Genomic DNA, 14857 nt, shown 5'->3' with positions numbered 1-14857 from the left:
CCTGCCTCTATTTCTCCTGGTAATGGTGGCGCAGGGCATAGCGGACGGCGTCGGCGCGGGAGTGCAGGTCCGCCTTGGCGAACAGGTTGTTGATGTGCGTCTTCACCGTGGCCTCGCTGATCACCAGTCGCGCCGCGATCTCCGGGTTGCGCAGGCCCTCGCCGATCAGCCCGAGTATCTCGCGTTCCCGCGCGGTCAGGTTGGCGGTCCGGTCGTCGGGCGGGGACGGGGCGGTGGCCGGTTGCGGAGTGGCCGGTGTGGGCGCGGGTCGGGAGGCGAGGGTCAGCAGGCGGCGCTGTACCTCGGGGGCGAGCACGGTCTGGCCCTGGGCCGCGGTGCGCACGGCGTTCAGGATCGTGTTGCGATCGGCCTCCTTGGTCAGGTAGCCGTTCGCACCGGCCTGCAGCGCGGCCAGGATGGACTCGTCGTCGTCGAAGGTGGTCAGCACGAGGATGTTGCTGTCCGGTCGGTCCCGGAGGATCCGCTGCGTCGCCTCCACGCCGTCCATGACCGGCATGTTGAGGTCCATCAGCAGTACGTCCGGATGGTGCCCCTCGGCGGCCGCGACCGCTTCCGCGCCGTTGGCCGCGGTGGCCACCACGGTCACGTCCTCGGCGAGGTCGAGCATGACCGCGAGGGCCTCGCGGATGGTCGCCTGGTCGTCGACGACCACCAGGGTGATGGCGGCGGTGCGGTTGCCGGTCATCGGGGCAGCTCCAGTTCCACGGTCCAGCCGCCCTCCCGGGTCGGCTCCGCCTGCAGGGTCCCGCCCAGCAGGGCGGCGCGTTCGCGCATGCCGACCAGGCCGACCCCGGTGCCGCCGGCCAGCTCGCCTCGGCGAGTCCCGGTTGCGGGCCCGTTGCGCACGGTCAGCGTGACGCGGTCGGCGGTGAGGGCCAGGCGCATGCTGCGCTCCGCGCCTGGAGCGTACTTGGCCGCATTGGTGAGCGCCTCCTGCGCCGCCCGGACGACCGTGTGCGTCGCCTCGGCACCGATGGCATCGCTCTTATCACCCGCACCGGTGATCGCGAAGTCGACCCCGTGCTGTTCGGCGAGTTGGCGCAGTGTGTCCGGCAGCGGCAGGGTGCCCGCGCGCAGGGCGTGCACCGCGCGGCGGGTCTCGCCGATACTGTCCACGGCGAGCGCGCGAGCCCGGCGCACGGCCGCTGTTGCCTCCTCCTCCCGGCCGCCCTCGTGCAGCGCGTCGGCCAGGTCCAGTTGCATCGCGATCCCGGACAGCGAGTGTCCGAGCACATCGTGGATCTCGCGGGCGATGCGTCCGCGTTCGATCAGCGCGGCCTCGCGTGCCTCGGACTCCCGGGCGCGCTGGGCCTCCTCAGCCGCGTGCTCGGCGCTGCGCAGCGCGTCGAGCCGGTACCGCGTGGACATTCCGATGTAGACGGGCAGGCCGGCGGACAACAGAGCCCACCACGGCCACTGCGGTGCGTCGGGCACCCGGAGTTGGACGAGCCAGGTTGCGCCGGTCGCGACGAGCGAACCGGTCACGGCGACGCCGATGGCGGCCCGGGGGGAGTCGAGCTTCCGGCCCGCCGTGGACGCGGCGATGTACGGGAGGAGCGAGCCGGCGTCGGTCGCGTGTACGAGCGGCAGCAGCATCGAACCGGACACCATCGATGCGGTTGTCGTGGCGATCTGCTGACGGTTGCTCAGTCGGGTCCACGGGAAGAGCGATCCGACCGCGCCGATCGAGGCGAGGACGAACAGCGGCAGCGCGAGAGTGGGCAGCAGGATGCGGCGGGACGGCCACTGGGCGATGGTCAGGGTGATCGCGACGATGGTAAGGACCGGCCGGACCACTTCGTCCCAGAAGGGCCCGGTCGGAGCCGTCGGCCGTTTTTCGGTGCTGGTCATCGTGGCGGGGTCCAGATCGTCAGTGGTGGTCGCGAGGCGCCTCGGATCGAGTGTTCCATCCGGACACCTGGTTCTGACCCCACATCACTTGATAACCGCGGCGCATCGACCGGTAGAGGGCCGCCAGGCTCTCGGCCAGGATGCCCAGCCCGAGGGTGAGCAGCAGGCCGTCGCCGATCGTGCCCGCGTCCTTCGGGTCGAACGAGTGGAGTGCGAACTTCCCGCCGAACCCGACCGCCAGGTTCAGTGCCCACAGCGCTACCGTGATGCCCGTGTACTGGACGAAGGCGTAGCCGTCGTGCCGGGAGATGCGCACGCTGGCGCCGCGCAGTGCTCCGAAGGCGACGCTGATCGCCGCGGCGGCGGCCAGGTACAGCACGGACGACGGCGTGCGGACCACCCCGGACACTTCCGACAAGCCGATCAGGCCCAGCACGGCCGGCAGCACCAGCATCCGCTTGCCCTGTGCCGGCTCCCCCGCCATGCGGCGGACAAGCAGGTAGCCCACCGCCGCCACGACCAACACGATCTCCACCGGACCGCTCACCTCAATCGCCTCCGCTGATCCGCACGTTCGAAGTGCTCTGGCTCAGAAGCTAGAACCTCCCGGCACGGACGTCCTGCGGCGAGTGGTGTAGATCCGGGTGGAGAAACGACTCCACCCGGATCTACGGCGGACGCCGCATGTCCGGCACCGCGGACTGACATAGCGTCGGCATCGTTCGAAACGGGAAATTCCGCCGGCTGTCGCTGCCGTCATTTCCCGGCCCGGAAAAGAACGACAACCCTCCTCCTGCCCATTCACGACTGGGAGTTCCCATGTCCTCGAACCCGTCCGGTCCGGCTGCCCGCACCGAAACCGGCACCAGCGCACGGCGGTCCGGCTCCGTGGTGCGTGCGATGGTCGCCACGCTCTTCTACGATGTCGGCTTTTCGGTCATCGCCTACTTCGCTGCCGAACTGCTCGGTGCGAACACCTACGTTGCGCTGCTGGCAGGCACCGCCGTCGCCGGCTTACGCGTGCTCTGGGTGGCGATCCGGCAGCGCCGCATCGACCCGTTCGCGCTGTTCCTGGTCTTCCTGTTCGGCGCGAGTCTGCTACTGAGTTTCACCACGGGTGATGCCCGATTCGTCCTCGCCAAGGACTCGGCGCAGTCCGCCACAGCCGGCCTGGTGCTCGTCGGCAGCTGCCTTGTCAGGCGTCCTCTCGCCTATTACGCCGCCCTGCGATTCGCCGGCGAGGCCGGCTCGGAGCAGGCGGCACAGTTCCAGGCCACCGCGAATACGAGTGCCATGCGGGCCCGCTGGCGCCGCGTCACTCTGGTCTGGGGCACCACGCTGCTGATCGACGCCTCGCTGCGCATCGCAGCGGTCTACCTGCTGCCGATCCGAGTCGCATCCAACGTCTCGCAGCTGCTCATGGTCACCTTCATGGGCGGGCTGACGCTGTGGACCGTCTGGTCGATGAAGAAAGAACAGGCCGAGCTCGGGGAAGCCGGACCGCAGCGCGCCGCGGCCGACTCCTGACGGATGCGACGGTCATTGCTACCGGGAAGGGAGCTTGTCATGCGGGTCGTTGTCGACCTGAACCGCTGCCGGAGCTACAGGCAGTGCGTGGACGCGGCGCCGAAGGTGTGCCGGTTCCGGGCAACTTGACGAGGCAGACGGTGGCAGACTGACGACACATCGAGGCTCCGGTTCTCAACGGCGACTGGTCAGGGCCATCCGTTCACAACGGCAGCCTCGTAGCGTTCGTAGCGATCCTTGTAAACATCGTCATCGGGCTGTGACCAGCGACTTCGCTTGATCAACGCACTTTGAAGCAGCCATGAGCCCCACCCCTCTTTCATTGCGGGGTGGGGCTCGATCTCTGGGACACGCTCGAAGGCGGCAGTGTCGAGGGGTTGCGATGTTCGGCGGAGGGCAGGGTCTGGGCGTGCAGCGAGCCGACTGGTCAGCCACCGCCCCAGTTGGGGGCGCCGAGGGTGTAGAGGAGGACGGCGACCGAGGCCAGGGTGAACGCGATGAGCGCCAGGCGCTGCCAGGTGAGGGTGTGGGACATGGCTGGTTCCTTTCTCGAGCGGCGTTGGCTGGGTGGTGCATGGCGGTTGCGACGAGCAGGGCCGCGGCGATCGCCAGGAGCACGTCGCCGATGCTGACGACGGCGTGCAGAGGCGGAAAGGGGATGGTGTCGCCCAGCGCGAGCAGGCGGGTGCTGCGCCCGGCTGGCACGTTTTTGGCAGTCTGGGACCCGGCGCGCAGCCCGGCGACGGCCGCCGCGGAGGGGCTGTAGGGCATCCGGCCGTTGACGGCGATCGGCACAGCGTTGAGAACGGCTCCCGTGAGTGCCAGTCCCACCCCCGTCTTCAACGGCCAGGTCCTGCCTCGTGCGTTGACGCCCAGCCAGAGGAGGGCAAGGGCGATGGCCAGCCCAAGCAGCGGTGTCCTGAGATGGCGTCCGGCAGCGCCGGGGAGGCCGGCGGTAGCCAGCTGCGCGACCTGCACGGCGGCCGCGATCCACAGCAGCCACAGCCATCGCAGCCGCACGCCCGCCAGCCTGCTCAGCCGGCCACCGCTGAGATACCCCGCAACCGTTCCGACGGCAACCGGTCCGCCGAACAGGATCAGCGCGGTGACGCCCATGGCCCCACACCGCAGGTGACGCGCCCCTTCACGCTCATCCCCCACCCCACTGCGATCTAACGCCGCAGGATTCAAGCGGCCTGCGCCCCCGGGCCCTCGCCACGTGTCTCGGCGAGACCGTTAACGGATCGTTGCAGAGCCAGAGTGCGGTCGCAAGCACCCTGGACCGACTATCCGGCTTCCGGAACCGAACTGGCCTGGATACGAGCCGGTTTGAGAGACGGTGGCCATGCTGGTGCGCGTGCTGCACGCGGTATCGGTAGTTCGTCGAACCCGACAGCGGTAGAGATCTATGCCGTGTCCGGTGGTGACCTGGGTGCGGTTCCTCTGAAGGGAACGGCCGAGCTGAAGGAACCCTGAGCGGGGCGGACGGATTCGTACGGGAAACGGGACTGCACACGGCCACCCTCAGTAGCCTGGTCTCGCCGCTTCGCAGCAAGGCCGGTCCAAGCGGCAGCCAACAGGGGAACGCCTGGGCAGACGCCCATGCGTGAACGGGGAGTAGACGTCATGCGCAAAGTCACCAAGCGGGCCGTACAAGGTGCCGTCGCCGCCGCCCTCGCGTTCGGCGGTGTCGCCGCGGCGACCGGCCCGGCCGCCGCATTCGGCAACACCGCCAGCTGGTCATGGCCACACGACTACCAGATCGGCGGGAACAACAACACCGGCCGCTGCGTGGACGACTCGATCGACTCGAACGCCATCAGCGGCAACCTGCTGCGGGGCTACCCCTGCAACGGTTACAACTGGCAGAAATGGCGTGTGATCGGCATAAGGGATATAGGGGGCTACACCTACGGCCAGCTCCAGAATGCCGCCACGGGGCTGTGCCTGGACGACTCCAACAGTGGGCCGAACGGCGCGGACCTGCTGCGCGGCTACCCCTGCAACGGCTACAACTGGCAGAGATGGAGGGTCGTCAGCCGGATCACCGGCACCAACCCCGCCTACTTCCAGCAGGTGCTCCAGAATGCCGCCACCGGCCGCTGCCTGGACGACTCCGACGCCGGTCCAGGTGGCTCGGACCTGCTGCGCGGCTACCCCTGCAATGGGCCCTCGCAGGACGGTGGGTGGCAGGGTTGGGACCTCTACATGGTCGACTGACCAGCCCGGAGCATGAGGCTGCGCCCGGGTGCGCCTTTGGCCGGCCGAAGCGTAGCCCTGGGTGGCGCACGTCGAAGCAGCGCCAGGTGCGGTGCTGACCCCGGCCGTTCGCTCCGCGGCAACGATCCCCGCAAGCGCTACGGGTGCCGATAAATCATCCACGCAGGTCGCGGCCTCGGTCCTGGGCATCAAGGTCGCCGCCTCCACCGTCTGGGAAATCTCAAGGAGCACGGCATCCCACCAGCCCCCGAACGGCAGAGCATCACCTGGGCCGACTTCCTACGCAGCCAAGCCGAGGTGCTGCTCGCCTGCGATCTTTTCGAGGTCCGTACCCTGACCGGAACACGCCGGTGCGTCTTCGCGGCCATCGAGCACTCCACGAGGCGCATCCGGATCCTCGGTGCCACCGCACCCCCGACCGCGGACTGGATCGTGCAGCTCGGGCGCAACCTCCTTATGGACCTGGAGGACGCCGCCAGCAGGGCCAGATCCTTGATCCGCGACCGCGACTCGAAGTTCACCCCCGCCTTCGACGCGCTCATGGCCGACGCCGGGCTGAAGGTCATCACCACCGGCATCCGGATACCGCGGATGAACTCCATCATGGAGCGCTGGATACAGACCTGCCGACGCGAACTCCTGGACCGCACCCTGATCTGGAACCTCAGCCACCTCCTCCACGCCGTCCGCGAGTTCGAGGCCTTCTACAACGAACATCGCCCACACCGAGCCCTGGGCCAAGCCGCTCCCCTGCGACCACTCCTGCACTCGATCAACAGACCGGGGAACATCAGACACCTGGAGATCCGCCGACGAGACCGACTCGGCGGAACTCTGCACGAGTACCACCATGCCGCGTGACCAGCCCGGATGATTTAACGGCACCCGCAGGGCCGCCAGGGGCTCGAACCCTGAACCTACGGATGAAGAGACCATGAGCGTTCGTGAGGGCTGGTTCCACCTGGTGCTCCGTGGTGGCGGTCTTGCCTGATCAGGACAGGTGCGGTTGTGCCTCGTCCGCCAGAAGCCCCACCCGGACGACAGGCGCAAGGTCCTCGTCATGCTGACCGATCCGGGCCTGCAGGCACTCCGGGCACATCGCGGCCGCCGAGCCGACTGGCTCACCGAAGCCATCCGGGCAGAGCTGTCCCCCGCCGAACAGCAACAACTCGCGGAGTCCGTCGCCCTCCTCAAACGGCTGGCCGCGCACGGCGATCGCAGCTGACCGTCCCCGGTCACCAGCGGAAGCCCCTGGCACGGCACCTCGGACGCGCATACGAAGAGCAGGCCCACCGAACCGCGCCCGCCCAGGTGACGGCCGTCACAGCCGGCGGCAGGTGATGCCCCCGCCGGGATCGTCGGCCGAGCAGAACGCCGAAGCAGACCCCAAGCGCGAGGAGCAGCGACGCATCCGACATCGCCGAAAGTTCCGGCTGAAGTCCGCCGTCCTGAGGGTCACGGGGTGGGCAGAGCAGCAAGGTCCACCTCGCTGCCGACCGCAAATGCCGCCCCCTGCCGTTCGTCCTGACGGCGGGGCAGGCCGCGGGCAGCCCGTAGTTCATTCCCGTGCTCAACAAGATCCGGGTCCGCGGGTCCGTCGGCCGTCCCCGCACCCCGACCTGACGCAGTCGGCGGGGATAAGGCCTACTCATCCCGTGGCAACCGGGCCCACCTGCGTAATCAGGGCATCAAGGCAGTCATCCCTGAAAAGGTCTGCGCGGCCACGCAGTCCAGCAGCGCCGTCCCGGCCCGGCGAATAGGGCGACCGCGATGACCAGGCCAAGGACGTCGACCGCGAGCCCGCGCTTGCACCCGGGGACCTTCTTCGCCGGGCCCGTGGCTGGACGGCTTGAGGTGACGGTGACGGATGGGCAATTGCAGCCGGACGGTTGACCGCGCAGAAGCGGGCGCCCTACAGTCCCGCCCTAGTTAGGAAACTTTCCTATCGGTTTCCTCTGCTGCAGCCGTGCAAGCCACCGATCCCCCACGAGCAACGGAGGCTCCCCATGGGCAATTCCAGATCCCGTCACCTGGTCCGACTCGCTGTCGGCGCGGCGCTGTCCCTTGCTGCCGTCACCTCGGGGCCGCCCCCGGCAAGTGCCTTGGCGGCGCCCCGTGTTGATCCGCAGACGGTCGTCATGATGGACGACATCACCGCCGTGTTCGAAAACGGCACTGCCAGTCCGCAGTACGGCTACATCCAGAACCTCAATGACGGCTGCGGTTACACCGCCGGGTGGATCGGTTTCTGTACCCAGACCGGTGACATGCTCAGCCTGGTCAAGCAGTACAACGCCGCTGAGCCCGACAACGTACTGGCCAAGTACACGAGCACTTTGCAGCAGTTGGCCGACTCGGGAAGCGACGACACCACCGCGCTCGGCGACTCCTTCACCGACGACTGGCGACAGGCCGCCCAGGACCCGCTCTTCCGACAGCTGCAACTCCAGGTGGGCCACGACACCTACCTGACACCGGCCGAGAACCTCGCGGCGCAGGAGGGGATCAAGACCAACCTGGGCCTGGAGAACCTCTTCGACACCGCGCTGATGATGGGTCCCGGTCCGGGTGACTGCGACGGAGTGGTGAAGATCGCCCAGGAGACCGACTCCGCCCTCGGTGGCAACCCCGCGTCCGGCGTCGACGAGACCCAGTGGCTGGCCCAGTTCAACACCATTCGCCAGCAGCACATGACCAACCCCTGCACTCCCGGCCGCCAGAACGACTGGCCCAGCGCGACCGACCGGTCCCAGGCACTGCAACAACTGGCGGATCAGGGCAACTGGGACCTGAGCGCACCACTGACCGTGGCCGCCGACTTCAACATCACGATCACTGACCCCCACGACTGAGCCTGCCGCATCCACCCTGACAGGAAGGGCCAGAACGATGCTACGAGTGGTACCGCGACAACTGCTCGCCATGACGGCGGCCGTGATCGCCACCATGCTGCTGGGCTTCGCCGGGGTCACCAGCAGTTACGCGGCGTCGAGCGACACTGCGGACTGGACCGGTACGTTCGACGGCTTCCACGAGGCAAACTGGGCCAGTACCTGGGGCGTTGACACCTCCGACGGGCACAACTGGGGCTGGGACCAGATGCAGCCCGCCCCTGATCCCGATCCGTCAAAGGGCACCGTCCTGCGGGTGTTCTACGGCCAGGGCTCCGGGGCCCACTCCTGCTACCAGAGCGGAGACTGCCCCAACCCCGGTGGCGGCCAGTTCTACATGGACCTCAACTCCATGGGGCGGTCCGACCTCGCGAACGCCACCAGCCTCGACCTGCGGTACTACGTGAAGTTCGAAACCGGCTTCGACTTCGGCCGGGGAGGCAAGCTGCCGGGGCTTTACGGCGGCGCGCCCGGTTCCGAGAGCGGCGGGAACCACGACGGCAGCGCCTTCTCCACCCGCTACATGTGGCGCGACCATCCGAGCACCGGAGCGGGTGAGGTCTACTTCTACGCGCCCAACGGTAGCGGTTACGGCGACGATCTGGGCCTGGGCGACTGGCAGTGGCAGGGCGACGGCCAGTGGCACGCCGTTGAGCAGCAGGTCGACCGGTCGGCCGGCACGGTGACCGTATGGCTCGACGGCCGGCAGGTCCTCCGCCGGACCGGTGTGTCCGGCCTGGACCAGATCCCGTTCAGCGGCGTGTTCTTCTCGACCTTCTTCGGCGGCAGTGACAACACCTGGGGGCCCGGTCAGGACGAGAACGCCTACTTCGCCGACTTCCGGCTGAGCACCCACTACGTCGGCCCCTGACCGCCAAAGGCACAAGCCCACCACACCAGTACCACCGCGCGCGGGTTCGCCCACGCCCTCGGTCCCGCGCCCGTACCCAAAGGAGGCACGTAGCGGGACAGGCGCGGGCTTCGTGATCATGGTGGCGTCCAAACCCGTTGACCGCGAAGGGTATCCCGCGCCCTGTGTCCGTTCCTGATCCCCGCGATCCTCGCGAAGAGTCGCAATAGACGTTTCCAGGGGGCGCGAGGCACCGGCCTCGCGCCCCCACCGTTCGAAGAAATTCCATGCTCGAGTTCGTCAACATTCAGAAGACCGAAACCGGGTACCTTCTCGATCCGAGCGCGTACCTGGAAATGCTTCCTGAGATCTTCTCCCACCTGCCCGAGGGCGCCCGGCGGTTCGCTTCCGACCCGGAGCACTACGACTTCTACCGCGAGCACTGCGTCAAGGATCTGCGGCCGTACCTCATCTCGGCCGAGGAGAGGCCCAAAGAGCTCTCACTACACATCATTTTTCACTGGAACGACTTCTCGCAAGAAATCCTCCGAGTCTGCTACCAAGGCGTCAAGGGCTTTGAAATAACGGGGCAACTGGACCGGTTGGGGCCTGTGTAAATCGACGAGATTCTGCCCGCAGTCCCGGGCTGCATGCATACCATCCAGCTGATCGGTGGTCACATCCGCATCATGTGCACTGACCTCGTGGCCTCATGGGAGAATCGGCAGAGCTGACCGGCCACTCCACATCCGTCACAGGAAGGTCCAAGGAGCGCTGGGCCGTGACTGGGCGAACAAGCCCTGCTCGGACTCGATCAGAAGGGCCCTTTGCGGTCTTCGGCCACCTTCCCGGCGAACCGCCCCCTGGCCTCGGATGGGTCGGTACGTACGGGGAATCCGAGGTTCGCGGGTCGTGTGACCGGCGCCTTGACTCGGCCCGCCGGCGGACGCTTTGATCACGCCTGTGCCGGGTCGTTACCCCGGTACGTCAGAGGTGCGCCCAGCCGGCCGCGGGCACGGTCCAAGTCCGGCGAGTCGCCAGGACTGCGGCAGCGTCCGAGGCGGGGTCGTGCTCGCGATGGATGGAGCGGACATGTCCGTCATGCGTGTGGCCCGTGTCGCAGCGGCCGCCGTTGTGGTGGCCCTGCTGGCGGTCGCCGGCTGCGGCACCAAGGCCGACACGGAGGACCCTTCGGACGCGACCACAGGGCAGAGCCCGTCGCAGGCGTCCGCCTCCCAGAAGCCGCCTCCCACCGCGGTCAGGCTCCCACCGCCGCACGCCGGCTTCGACTACCAGATCGGGGGCGCCTATCCCCCGCCGGGCGGAGTCCGCGTCGTCAGCCGTGACCGGACGGCGTCCCCCGCGCCGGGCCTCTACAACATCTGTTACCTCAACGCCTTCCAGGCCCAGCCCGGCGACGAGAAGACATGGCCCGCCGATCTGCTGCTGCGGAACAAAAGCGGCGAGGTGGTCATCGACCAGGACTGGAACGAGGCGCTCCTCGACATCGGTACGGCGGCCAAGCGCGCCCGGGTGGCGAAGCGGATCAACCAGTGGATCGACGCCTGCGCCGCCAAGGCCTTCGACGCGGTCGAGCCGGACAACTACGACAGCTACACCCGCTCCGACAACCTGCTGAGCGCGCAGGACGCCATCGCCTTCATCAGCCTCCTGTCGGCCCACGCGCACGCCCGCCATCTGGCCATCGGCCAGAAGAACACCCTCGATCTGGCCGGGCAGCGCAAGCGGACCGGCCTCGACTTCGCGGTGACGGAGGAGTGCGGGCAGTACGACGAGTGCGACGCGTACGCGAAGGCCTTCGACAACCACGTCGTCGACGTCGAGTACACGGACAGCGGCCTGCGCAAAGCCCTCGCGGGCCAAGGCGACCGGCTGAGCATTGTGCGCCGGGACCGGGACGTGTCCACGCCGGACGACCCGGGCTATGTGCGCAGGACCAACTGACGTGAGCCGCGCGTACGGATGACCTGCCGGGCTGGAACGAGACGGCCAGGTTGTCCACCTGAATCTTCAGTTCCCGCAGGGCGTTGCCATGGCGTACCGCTGGTCCGCGGGAACGGACGTGTCGCAGGCGACGTGGAACCGTAAGCGGTGGGCGGATAGGGGCGCGGTCATGGTCGGCGGTTCAGGCGTTCGTCCCAGAGGTGAGTCGCCCATGCCCGCCGGATCAGGCTGCGTACGGTGGTGATCGTGTCGGCGAGGTCGAAGACTGTGTGGACGACGGTGGCGTGCCGCTCGTAGCAGCGGGCGAGCCGGTGGAAGACGTGCGCGCCGGGCACAGCTCGAACAGTCGTGCCGTCCGGGTGGTTGTTCTGCGATCGGGGTGACTGGTGCTCGTCACCCGGAACAGGACCAGGATTCCGGAGAGCCAGGCGTGCGGCTGCGGTTCTTCCCCGACCTCCACCAGGACACCGACGCATAGCCCTGCGCGGGGGGTCCTCTCCACTGCCCCTGGTGCGGCCGCCGTCGACGGACAGGCCGTGCCTGCGCAGGTCGTTCACCGTGCCGCGATGGGAGGCGGTGCGCGCCTCCTTCCACAGGGCGATGGTGCCACCCCGCACGCCTGCACGGTGCCCGCTCCGACCTCTCCCCCGCCGACGTTCCCGGCCTGGCACCGCCGCCGCACTGATGACGGAACGGCGCGGCGCTCCCCGGCCGGCGCGCAACCGGCTGAGCGCGCGCCCTGATCCCCGACCGCGGCCGCGCCGCCATCCCGCCCGTCCCCTCTCAGGTGCCGCGTGCCGCGGTCAGGTGCCGCGCACCAGTGTCGTCAACGGGTGGTCCTCGCCCATGAGCCGCTGGCAAGCAGTGTGGACCTGCTCGAACAGCGGTACCGCCTGACCCGGCTCTCCTGCCGACAGATGGGCGGCGGCGAGGTTGTTGCGGGCGGCGAGAGTGCCTGGGTGGTCGTCGCCCAACGCCTGTTGGCTTTGTAGGTGGGAACGGACACCACTTGTCGACGAGTTCGGGCAGCACTTGTCGATCGCTGAGCCGTGAAATGTCGATGAGAACTGACACCGCTCGGTGGCCGAGTCGATGTCATTTCTCTGCTATTCGGTGATGTCGGGGTTGCTGCGCAGGATGTCCTCGGTGGTCTGCCAGAGCCGGGGCAGGAACCGGCTCACCTCTTCGGCCCGGTGGATGAGGTCACGGGTGGAGCTGATGCCGAGATCGGTGACGGCCGCCTGGAAGGCTGGGGTGAGGGCTTCGTGCAGTTGGGGGGCGTCGGTGGCCAGGATGGTGTGGCAGCGGGCGAAGGTCGCGATGATCCAGAAGACGGCCTCGTGGTGGTCGCCTGAGTCGATGAGCCTCTGGCTTCCGTCAATCGCGATCGGCCGTGCGGTGGGCGTGATGTCGCTGCTGAAAAAGAATGGGGTCTTCGCCACTTGGACGGTGGCGTCGAACGTCGTGGCGAGTTCACGCAGATGGTGCTGGACACGTTGCGCGGGCAGGTGTGAGCAGCCGAGAAGGTTCAGAAGTTCTGGGTAGAGGCTGAGGTGGCCGTAGTCGGTGAGGACCTGGCGAGCGGCCAGATAGCGCAGGCGGACGGTGGGGTTGCGCAGGGCGGCGACGAGGAGGACGTGGCAGGTCACGCCGGTGGGGAACAGCCAAGAGGTCACCTGCTCGTGGAACGGCGCCGAGGTGTCGATCGCAGCGAGGCGGGTTTCGATCCGGTGGCGGGCATCCTGGCATCTGCGGCGGACCCAGGGTCGGGCGGCGAAGTGGCGCGAGATGTGTGCGTGCAGTTTGTGCAGATCGCCGGTGGGGTCATCGATGATGGCGTCAGTGCGGAAGCTGCCGGCCAGGTGGTAGGACGCCAGGACGTTGTCGGCGGAGGCGAGCTCGGTCCAGGGCAGGTAGCTGACTTCCAGCAGGGCGTCCTGGAAGCGAAGTTTCCCTGGCTTGGCCGGTGGGTCCTCCTGGGCGGTGACGACGAAGATGTCGATGTCCGAGGAGGGCGACAGCTCCGCGTCGTCCGGCAGCCCGACGGTTGAGCCGCTGAAGTACGCACCCCGGAAGCCGGCCTCGGGTTGGGCATGCTGGGCAACCCACTGGATCGCGGCGGAACGTGCCAGTCCGACGTTCACAGTCGAATCTCCCCTCTCCCTGGTGACGTCTGCAAGATCTTTCATTGTTCCAGTTACTGAGGTTGAGGGGTGCGACGCCTCCTGGTGAAGTGGGTCCCAGGGCGGTCAGCCTGCCTTGCCGTCTTGGGCTGCGGCCCGGGCTTGGGTGATGGCGCGGCGATAGGATTCGGTGCCGGTCTGAATGAGGTTGCCGCCGAAGGTGAGCCGGTCGACGATGGCCGCGCAGAGCCGGGGGTCGGTGAAGGTCTTGGTCCAGCCGCTGAAACTCTCGTTCGAGGCGATGGCGACACTGTTCTTCTCCTCCCGCTCCGTCAGAACCTGGAACAGCAGCTCAGCGCCTCTGCGGTCGAGCTCCATATAGCCCAGCTCATCGATGCACAAAAGATCAACGCGGCCGTAGCGAGCGATGGTCTTGGTCAGCACCTTCTCGTCCGCAGCCTCGACCAGTTCGTTGACGAGTTTGGTGGCGAGCGTGTAGCGGATCCGGTAGCCGGCCATCGCTGCCTCGGTGCCCAGCGCGATCAGGGTGCGACTTGCCGGTGCCCGAGTCGCCGATCAGGCAGAGCGGCAGGCCCTTCTTGACCCACTCGCAGGTCGCCAGGGTGTGGATGACCGCCGGGTCGACGCTGGGGTTGGCGTCGAAGTCGTAGGCCCGCAGTGATTTCTCGCGGGGGAAGGCGGCGGCCTTGATCCGTCGTTCGGAACGGCGGCAGGCTCGGTCGTCGCACTCGGCCATCAGCAGCTCGGCGAGGAAGCCGCGATACGACATCTGTTCACGGGCGGCTGCTTCGGCCGGGTCGGGGAACTGGGCCCGTATGGTCGGCAGCCGCAGCATGCGGCATGCCTGGTCGACCGGAGAGGTCCCTCAGTCCACGACTGCGAGCCTCCGCCATCGCGGCGTACGTGACCTGCCCGACCGCCACGAACGGGGTGGTCGGCGGCAACCGCAGCAGGGGCAGCCCGTGCCGGTCACAGGCTGCGACGAGTGCGGGCAGCACCTCCTCTTACACGGGGACGACGCCGAACCCGAGCGCGGCGACTCCGGCGGCGATGACCCGCTGTAGATACGTGTCGATACCGTTCGCGTCGCGCGGGAGGCCGACGCCGGCGGTCAGGAGGAGTTCGCCACCGACGAGGCAAGGCGTGGGGGCCTCGATCTCCGTGGTACCGAGCGTGCTGATACGGCGGCCCTCGGCCGGCCCGGTGACCTGGCTCAGTCCCAGTTCCGGGTCGGCGAGCAGCACGCTGAGGGCAACGGACGGCTGCTCGGTCTCGGTCATGGGGAGGCATCCTCCCAGCCCACGAGGAACTGCGACTGCGCCATGAACTCGCCACGGTCTACCGCCTGGTGGCGCACTTCCGTATGACCGACCTGATCGACAGCGGCG

Annotated in this window: 13 protein-coding genes and 6 pseudogenes; 10 read left to right on the top strand and 9 right to left on the bottom strand. The window is 68.0% G+C overall.

What is annotated here, in order from left to right:
• Nucleotides 1-7 precede the first annotated feature (7 nt).
• From ACFYZJ_RS30885 to ACFYZJ_RS30875, 3 genes are read right to left on the bottom strand one after another with little or no spacing between them, the layout of a single operon-like run.
• Complete coding sequence (locus ACFYZJ_RS30885) at nt 8-706, bottom strand: response regulator (protein ID WP_388573403.1); 699 nt, start codon at nt 704-706, stop codon at nt 8-10.
• Nucleotides 703-1872 (bottom strand): sensor histidine kinase, encoded by a 1170-nt coding sequence (locus ACFYZJ_RS30880; RefSeq protein ID WP_388573401.1) that lies wholly within the window; start codon nt 1870-1872, stop codon nt 703-705. The genes ACFYZJ_RS30885 and ACFYZJ_RS30880 overlap by 4 nt, the downstream gene beginning before the upstream one ends.
• Before the next feature lie 19 nt (nt 1873-1891).
• Nucleotides 1892-2407 carry a DUF1453 domain-containing protein gene (locus ACFYZJ_RS30875; RefSeq protein WP_388573399.1) on the bottom strand — a complete coding sequence of 172 codons (516 nt, stop codon included), beginning with the start codon at nt 2405-2407 and terminating at the stop codon, nt 1892-1894.
• Between the two features lie 284 nt (nt 2408-2691).
• Between ACFYZJ_RS30875 and ACFYZJ_RS30870 the strand changes: the two genes are divergently transcribed.
• The gene (locus tag ACFYZJ_RS30870) at nt 2692-3399 is read left to right on the top strand and encodes a VC0807 family protein (protein WP_388573397.1); all 708 of its coding nucleotides are present in this window, start codon (nt 2692-2694) and stop codon (nt 3397-3399) included.
• A gap of 597 nt (nt 3400-3996) precedes the next feature.
• Here the strand turns inward: ACFYZJ_RS30870 and ACFYZJ_RS30865 are convergent.
• A pseudogene (locus ACFYZJ_RS30865) lies at nt 3997-4515 on the bottom strand (DUF5317 family protein); the annotation flags it as partial.
• 510 nt (nt 4516-5025) lie between these two features.
• On the opposite strand from ACFYZJ_RS30865, the gene ACFYZJ_RS30860 reads away from it, so the two are divergent.
• From ACFYZJ_RS30860 to ACFYZJ_RS30825, 8 genes and pseudogenes are all read left to right on the top strand, one after another.
• Complete coding sequence (locus tag ACFYZJ_RS30860; protein ID WP_388573395.1) at nt 5026-5619, top strand: RICIN domain-containing protein; 594 nt, start codon at nt 5026-5028, stop codon at nt 5617-5619.
• 175 nt (nt 5620-5794) lie between these two features.
• Nucleotides 5795-6480, top strand: a pseudogene (locus ACFYZJ_RS30855) (integrase core domain-containing protein); the annotation flags it as partial.
• Between the two features lie 199 nt (nt 6481-6679).
• Entirely contained in the window at nt 6680-6844 is a 165-nt protein-coding gene (locus ACFYZJ_RS30850) for a hypothetical protein (RefSeq protein ID WP_388573393.1), read from the top strand.
• Nucleotides 6845-7074: 230 nt separating this feature from the next.
• Nucleotides 7075-7327: pseudogene (locus tag ACFYZJ_RS30845) on the top strand (transposase); the annotation flags it as partial.
• A gap of 298 nt (nt 7328-7625) precedes the next feature.
• Nucleotides 7626-8471: a chitosanase gene (locus ACFYZJ_RS30840; protein WP_388573391.1), complete on the top strand. Its 846-nt coding sequence runs from the start codon at nt 7626-7628 to the stop codon at nt 8469-8471.
• 37 nt (nt 8472-8508) lie between these two features.
• Nucleotides 8509-9381, top strand: a complete 873-nt coding sequence (locus ACFYZJ_RS30835; RefSeq protein WP_388573390.1) for a polysaccharide lyase — start codon at nt 8509-8511, stop codon at nt 9379-9381.
• A gap of 266 nt (nt 9382-9647) precedes the next feature.
• Nucleotides 9648-9977, top strand: coding sequence for a hypothetical protein (locus ACFYZJ_RS30830; RefSeq protein ID WP_388573388.1), 330 nt, complete (start codon nt 9648-9650; stop codon nt 9975-9977).
• Between the two features lie 475 nt (nt 9978-10452).
• Nucleotides 10453-11325 carry an endo alpha-1,4 polygalactosaminidase gene (locus ACFYZJ_RS30825; protein WP_388573386.1) on the top strand — a complete coding sequence of 291 codons (873 nt, stop codon included), beginning with the start codon at nt 10453-10455 and terminating at the stop codon, nt 11323-11325.
• A 167-nt stretch (nt 11326-11492) separates the two neighbouring features.
• Here the strand turns inward: ACFYZJ_RS30825 and ACFYZJ_RS30820 are convergent.
• From ACFYZJ_RS30820 to ACFYZJ_RS30800, 5 genes and pseudogenes are all read right to left on the bottom strand, one after another.
• A pseudogene (locus tag ACFYZJ_RS30820) lies at nt 11493-11648 on the bottom strand (IS5/IS1182 family transposase); the annotation flags it as partial.
• Between the two features lie 480 nt (nt 11649-12128).
• On the bottom strand, nt 12129-12365 hold the full coding sequence (locus tag ACFYZJ_RS30815; protein WP_388573533.1) for a tetratricopeptide repeat protein: 237 nt from the start codon (nt 12363-12365) through the stop codon (nt 12129-12131).
• 66 nt (nt 12366-12431) lie between these two features.
• Complete coding sequence (locus ACFYZJ_RS30810) at nt 12432-13469, bottom strand: hypothetical protein (RefSeq protein WP_388573384.1); 1038 nt, start codon at nt 13467-13469, stop codon at nt 12432-12434.
• A 105-nt stretch (nt 13470-13574) separates the two neighbouring features.
• Nucleotides 13575-14304, bottom strand: a pseudogene (istB, locus tag ACFYZJ_RS30805) (IS21-like element helper ATPase IstB).
• A 169-nt stretch (nt 14305-14473) separates the two neighbouring features.
• Nucleotides 14474-14749 carry a PucR family transcriptional regulator ligand-binding domain-containing protein gene (locus tag ACFYZJ_RS30800; RefSeq protein WP_388573382.1) on the bottom strand — a complete coding sequence of 92 codons (276 nt, stop codon included), beginning with the start codon at nt 14747-14749 and terminating at the stop codon, nt 14474-14476.
• Between the two features lie 8 nt (nt 14750-14757).
• Between ACFYZJ_RS30800 and ACFYZJ_RS30795 the strand changes: the two are divergent.
• Nucleotides 14758-14847: pseudogene (locus tag ACFYZJ_RS30795) on the top strand (class II aldolase/adducin family protein); the annotation flags it as partial.
• Between the last annotated feature and the right edge of the window lie 10 nt (nt 14848-14857).

Source organism: Streptomyces sp. NPDC001848 (assembly GCF_042891915.1).
Lineage (GTDB): Bacteria > Actinomycetota > Actinomycetes > Streptomycetales > Streptomycetaceae > Streptomyces.
Note: the sequence above shows the minus strand (reverse complement) of the source record. Positions and strands in the feature narration are given on the sequence as shown.

Coding starts and splice junctions, on each gene's coding strand:
- ACFYZJ_RS30885 (WP_388573403.1), bottom strand. CDS start 706: ATGACCGGCAACCGCACCGCCGCCATCACCCTGGTGGTCGTCGACGAC.
- ACFYZJ_RS30880 (WP_388573401.1), bottom strand. CDS start 1,872: ATGACCAGCACCGAAAAACGGCCGACGGCTCCGACCGGGCCCTTCTGG.
- ACFYZJ_RS30870 (WP_388573397.1), top strand. CDS start 2,692: ATGTCCTCGAACCCGTCCGGTCCGGCTGCCCGCACCGAAACCGGCACC.
- ACFYZJ_RS30860 (WP_388573395.1), top strand. CDS start 5,026: ATGCGCAAAGTCACCAAGCGGGCCGTACAAGGTGCCGTCGCCGCCGCC.
- ACFYZJ_RS30850 (WP_388573393.1), top strand. CDS start 6,680: ATGCTGACCGATCCGGGCCTGCAGGCACTCCGGGCACATCGCGGCCGC.
- ACFYZJ_RS30840 (WP_388573391.1), top strand. CDS start 7,626: ATGGGCAATTCCAGATCCCGTCACCTGGTCCGACTCGCTGTCGGCGCG.
- ACFYZJ_RS30835 (WP_388573390.1), top strand. CDS start 8,509: ATGCTACGAGTGGTACCGCGACAACTGCTCGCCATGACGGCGGCCGTG.
- ACFYZJ_RS30830 (WP_388573388.1), top strand. CDS start 9,648: ATGCTCGAGTTCGTCAACATTCAGAAGACCGAAACCGGGTACCTTCTC.
- ACFYZJ_RS30825 (WP_388573386.1), top strand. CDS start 10,453: ATGTCCGTCATGCGTGTGGCCCGTGTCGCAGCGGCCGCCGTTGTGGTG.
- ACFYZJ_RS30800 (WP_388573382.1), bottom strand. CDS start 14,749: ATGACCGAGACCGAGCAGCCGTCCGTTGCCCTCAGCGTGCTGCTCGCC.